Consider the following 5,000-nt stretch of genomic DNA (forward strand, 5'->3'; position numbering starts at 1 on the left):
GATATTTTAACATATTCTGCATATTTTCATGGGTTTATTTATAATAGTGAACAAATGATAATTGACTGGCTAAAAACGCAAGAAATTTCAACAGATATGGTAAAAAAAATTATTACTGTTGCATGGGAATCACAGAAAGATGAAGAAGCAATGACATTGGAAGGTAAAATCCTTCACGATGCTCATATGATTGAAGGCGGAAAAACATATCTAATTGTGAAATCATTAATAACTGGGTCTGTTAGAGGACAAACACTAGAGCAAACTATTAAATATGTGGAAGATAACATATTAGGTAAAGGAGTTTGCTACTTACCAGAAGCACAGGATATTTATTCCCAACAACAAAAATTTGCAAAAGAATTTATTTATGATTTAAAAGATGGTTTAATATAATACATATAATTCTTATTTTAAGAGCTAAAGCTATTTCTTTTGAGGTAGCTTTAGTTTTGAAGTTATACAGTTACTCTTATATCTTTAAAATCAATTACTCTAATTTTAGAATAAGCGGATAATGATTGTGTAATTAGATTTTTGTATTTAATAGGCTCTTTGTCATTTTTAAAGTACTCTAGCCATCGAAACCAACTAAGATAATTACACAGGTATTTAGTCGCCACACCATGAAATTTATACATCCATTCCTTTAGTCTGCTATGATATGAATTTATATGTTGTATGTGATATATACCTTCTTTTCTTCTTCCACGTTTAATTCTAATATGATTTAAATTTAAATCCGCTGCAAATCTTATATAGCTTTTATGAGAATCTGTACAAAATATAGAATCCTTTTGTATTCTATTATCATATAGCTTTTTAAGGTCATCTGATTTAACCCTACCTCTGCATATAACTTCACTTATAATATTGCCACCTCTATCTATAGAACAACTTATACATATCTGTTCATTAGAGATACCTCTCTTTGAAGCTCTACCGCCTCTTCTATAAGCTTTTCTAGGCATTTTAAAATGTTTTGATTTAGAGTGATTCCCTTTATAAGATTCAAGCACAAATGTCTCATCACTTTCAACAACACCATCAACATGACCAACACCTAAAAACTTCTTAATTCCTTCTAAAATCTTATGTCTCCAGAAAAAACTTGTAGCAATATTTATATCTAAAATTTCAGCACATTTTCTTATGGTAGCTCCGTTTATCATTAATTTTGCATATTGAATCCATTTAGATAAATCTTTTTTACTATATGACACAGGAGATTTAGTGAAATCATTAAATGATTTCCTACATGTCTTGCAAATGTAACGCTGTTTACCGTTATATTTCCCATTTCTAGATATGTCACTAGTTTTACAATGAGGGCAGACTTTTCCTTTTGAAAACCTAGACTCTCTTACATCTTCAGAAAGTTTAGTGCCGAATGAACCTAATAAAATAGATTCTTCTAGATAAGATAACAATATTTCCTTTTCTTCAATATTAAGCTCTTTTACACTTTCTAATATGTATCTCATTCTAGCCATAATAAACCCTCCTTATTTTCCATTACATTAATATTATAGCCGTATTTGCGAGATACTATACCGTTTCAACATTATTTTAAAACATAGCTTAATAATAAAAACCACGCACATAATTACTACTGCGTGGTTTCTTTAACTTAGTTACGTTAAAATATTGTCCTATTTATTAAGCTATTTGACTTATCTTACTAACTTCATTTTCAAATACCTCGTTATCAAATTCACCTTCTGTTTTAGCTATAATAGTTGTACATACAGCATCTCCTGTAACATTTATAGCAGTCCTGCACATATCAAGTATTCTATCTATACCTATAATAAGTGCAATTCCCTCAACAGGCACTCCAATTTGTGTTAATACCATGGATAACATTATTAAGCCCACTCCAGGAACCCCAGCAGTCCCTATTGATGCCAAAGTAGCCGTCATAACAACTGTAACAAAGTCTCCTAGATCTAATGGAATATTATATATCTGAGCTATAAATACAGTTGCAACTCCTTGCATTATTGCTGTGCCATCCATATTTATTGTTGCCCCTAACGGTATAGTAAAGGATGAAATACCTTTAGACACTCCTAAATCATCTTGAACGGTTTCTAATGTAACCGGTATTGTCGCATTACTACTTGCTGTAGAAAAAGCAACAGTGATTACTTTCATAAATTTTCTCATGAATTTAAATGGATTTAACCTACCTAAAACCGTTAACATACCTAAATAGGTAACAGTAAAATGAATTATCAGTGCGAATACTACTGTTAACATATACTTACCTAAATTAAACATTGCACCATACCCTAACGTTGCAAATGTCTTAGTAATAAGAGCAAAAACGCCTATTGGTGCAAATAACATAATTATCTCTACAAGCTTCAAAACAAGAACATTTAATTCCTCAAATAAATTCTTAACCTTTTCAACTTTACTGCCTAATACACTTATTCCTATTCCGACTAATATAGCAAATACAATAATCTGAAGCATGTTACCTTCTGCTAATGATTTAATAGGATTAGTTGAAACTATATTTTTAAGTATATTAAAGAATGAATCAGCAGTCCCTACTTTATATTCTGCTTTAGCTAAATTCTCAAGAATCAACCCTTTACCTGGATTTGTTATTGATGCTAATCCAAAGGCAATACTTATAGCTATTGCGGTTGTTGTTATATAAAAAAGTACTGTTTTGCCTCCTACTCTTCCTAATTTTTTTATGTCTCCAATAGCAGCAGAACCACATACTAAAGACACAAAAACCAACGGAACTACCATCATTTTAATTGAATTTATAAAGATTCCACCCAATAAATCCAATACTCCATTTACAATAACCTTATCTACAAAGCTTGTTTCATTAAAATTATATAAAATACCACCTAATACTAATCCAAAAAACATAGCCAATAATATTTTTAATGTTAAATTACTTTTTTTCATTAATCGTCCCCCTTTTAAATTTAATAATAATAACTTGTCCAATAAAATAGTTATAGTACTCAAATTGAATTTATATATATATTGTTTGAAGTATTTAATTGTACGAAATATTGTTGAATAACTTTTTATGAATTATTAATGGAAAGCAATACTATTCTGGAAAGTATTGTTTTTCTGGAAAATGAAGGTTTGAAATTTCAATTACGCAATAAGTTTTAAATACCAAAATGTAGATTCCTATATATTCGTGAACCCTTAAAATCTATTTTACATTACTTTTTTATTTTTTGCAAGTTATTTAATTAATACTTGCATTTACTTTATTTGGGTAAAGTCTTTTCATCGACAACTGGTTATATATAGAATTGTTTGTGGATATAATCTATTAGCTAAATAACTTCTCTTAATAATCCGAGTATTTATTATTTTGATTATTAAAAGAAGCTATTTTAAAATAAGGCTATATTTTGTTTATATTAAATATTTTAGTGATTATAGAATCATGGATATACAACCCCAACATATTAACTTAAAGTGAAAAATATATTTATATAATAGAGAATTTGATGGAGTATTGAATTTGAATATAAAAAAAACACTTACTAAAAAATTAGCAAGTGTTTGTGGTGATCCACCAGGGAATCGAACCCTGGACACCATGATTAAAAGTCATGTGCTCTACCGACTGAGCTAGTGGATCATATTACCTGGCAACGTCTTACTCTCCCACACCGTCTCCAGTGCAGTACCATCAGCGCTGTGAAGCTTAACAATCCTGTTCGGAATGGGAAGGTGTGTAACCTTCACGCCATTATTACCAGATATCATTTTGTTTGAAGGATGTTCCTTCAAAATTGCACAAAGTAAGTTAAGATTAAGTCTTCGATCTATTAGTACTGGTCAGCTACATGTGTTACCACACTTACACCTCCAGCCTATCAACCTTGTGTTCTTCAAGGGATCTTATTGCACTAGGCAGGGAAATCTAATCTTGAGGTGGGCTTCACGCTTAGATGCCTTCAGCGTTTATCCCTTCCCGACATAGCTACCCAGCGGTGCCGCTGACGCGACAACTGGTACACCAGAGGTCAGTCCATCCCGGTCCTCTCGTACTAAGGACAGCTCCTCTCAAATTTCCTACGCCCGCGGCGGATAGGGACCGAACTGTCTCACGACGTTCTGAACCCAGCTCGCGTGCCGCTTTAATGGGCGAACAGCCCAACCCTTGGGACCAGCTACAGCCCCAGGATGCGACGAGCCGACATCGAGGTGCCAAACCTCCCCGTCGATGTGGACTCTTGGGGGAGATAAGCCTGTTATCCCCGAGGTAGCTTTTATCCGTTGAGCGATGGCCCTCCCACGAGGTACCACCGGATCACTAAGTCCGACTTTCGTCCCTGCTCCACTTGTAGGTGTCGCAGTCAGGCTCCCTTCTGCCTTTGCACTCTTCGCGCGATTTCCGACCGCGCTGAGGGAACCTTTGAGCGCCTCCGTTACTTTTTAGGAGGCGACCGCCCCAGTCAAACTGCCCACCTAGCAATGTCCGATGACCAGATTCATGGCCACTCGTTAGAATTCCAGTACTGCCAGGGTGGTATCCCAAGGACGACTCCACTGAAGCTAACGCCCCAGTTTCCTAGTCTCCCACCTATCCTGTACAGACAATACCGAAATTCAATGCTAAGCTACAGTAAAGCTCTACGGGGTCTTTCCGTCCAACCGCGGGTAACCAGCATCTTCACTGGTACTACAATTTCACCGGATTTACTGTTGAGACAGTGCCCAAATCATTACGCCATTCGTGCGGGTCGGAACTTACCCGACAAGGAATTTCGCTACCTTAGGACCGTTATAGTTACGGCCGCCGTTTACTGGGGCTTAAGTTCACACCTTCGCTTACGCTAAGTGATCCCCTTAACCTTCCAGCACCGGGCAGGCGTCAGCCCCTATACATCATCTTACGATTTAGCAGAGACCTGTGTTTTTGGTAAACAGTTGTTTGGGCCTATTCACTGCGGCCTACTCTCGTAGGCACCCCTTCTCCCGAAGTTACGGGGTCAATTTGC

Annotated in this window: 3 protein-coding genes, 1 tRNA gene and 2 rRNA genes (2 of these 6 only partly in view); 1 reads left to right on the plus strand and 5 read right to left on the minus strand. The window is 35.4% G+C overall.

The annotated features are described in order from the left end of the window. Nucleotides 1–396, plus strand: the 3' portion of a protein-coding gene (locus OW730_RS01245; RefSeq protein ID WP_271227355.1) for a hypothetical protein. Its footprint begins 141 nt before the window's first position; 396 of the gene's 537 nt are visible here — the last part of the coding sequence; its start codon lies off the left edge, out of view; its stop codon occupies nucleotides 394–396. A 62-nt stretch (nucleotides 397–458) separates the two neighbouring features. On the opposite strand, the gene OW730_RS01250 is transcribed toward OW730_RS01245, so the two are convergent. The 5 genes from OW730_RS01250 to OW730_RS01270 form a co-directional block, all read right to left on the minus strand. Continuing rightward, nucleotides 459–1,493, minus strand: coding sequence for an IS1595 family transposase (locus tag OW730_RS01250; RefSeq protein WP_271227356.1), 1,035 nt, complete (start codon nucleotides 1,491–1,493; stop codon nucleotides 459–461). Between the two features lie 166 nt (nucleotides 1,494–1,659). Then, on the minus strand, nucleotides 1,660–2,934 hold the full coding sequence (locus tag OW730_RS01255) for a dicarboxylate/amino acid:cation symporter (RefSeq protein ID WP_271227357.1): 1,275 nt from the start codon (nucleotides 2,932–2,934) through the stop codon (nucleotides 1,660–1,662). A gap of 624 nt (nucleotides 2,935–3,558) precedes the next feature. Next, nucleotides 3,559–3,634 (minus strand) — tRNA-Lys (locus OW730_RS01260). A 5-nt stretch (nucleotides 3,635–3,639) separates the two neighbouring features. Further along, nucleotides 3,640–3,756, minus strand: a 5S ribosomal RNA gene (rrf, locus tag OW730_RS01265). Between the two features lie 48 nt (nucleotides 3,757–3,804). Then, a 23S ribosomal RNA gene (locus tag OW730_RS01270) occupies nucleotides 3,805–5,000 on the minus strand; it runs 1,704 nt beyond the window's last position.

This window comes from Oceanirhabdus sp. W0125-5, from assembly GCF_027938815.1.
Lineage (GTDB): Bacteria > Bacillota > Clostridia > Clostridiales > Clostridiaceae > Oceanirhabdus.